The sequence below is a fragment of the Streptomyces sp. GbtcB7 genome (assembly GCF_019091445.1).
GTDB classification, from domain to species: domain Bacteria; phylum Actinomycetota; class Actinomycetes; order Streptomycetales; family Streptomycetaceae; genus Streptomyces; species Streptomyces mirabilis.
This window is the reverse complement of the sequence record NZ_JAGXJM010000599.1, coordinates 1-238: the sequence shown is the minus strand read 5'-3', so window position 1 is coordinate 238 and position 238 is coordinate 1. Positions and strand designations below refer to the sequence as shown.

Annotated in this window: 1 pseudogene; it reads right to left on the bottom strand. The window is 66.0% G+C overall.

Annotated elements, in window-relative coordinates:
• A pseudogene (locus tag KVT44_RS59825) lies at nt 1-238 on the bottom strand (carbohydrate ABC transporter permease); the annotation flags it as partial.

The window sequence follows — 238 nt, the reverse complement described above, 5'->3', positions numbered from 1 at the left end:
GGACCCGCCATCACAAATCCTCTCAGCATCCAGATCGAGAACGGCAGCGAGAAGGCGCTGTGCGGCAGGATCAGCGCGCCCAGCGTGTTGAGCTGGCCGAAGTCCCGCATCAGGAAGAAGAGGGGGATCGACAGCGCCTCGACGGGCACCATCTGCCCGACCAGGAACATGATCAACAGGGGGGTCCGGACACGGGAGCGGCATCGGGTGACCGCCGTCGCCGCGCGAAACGCGATCC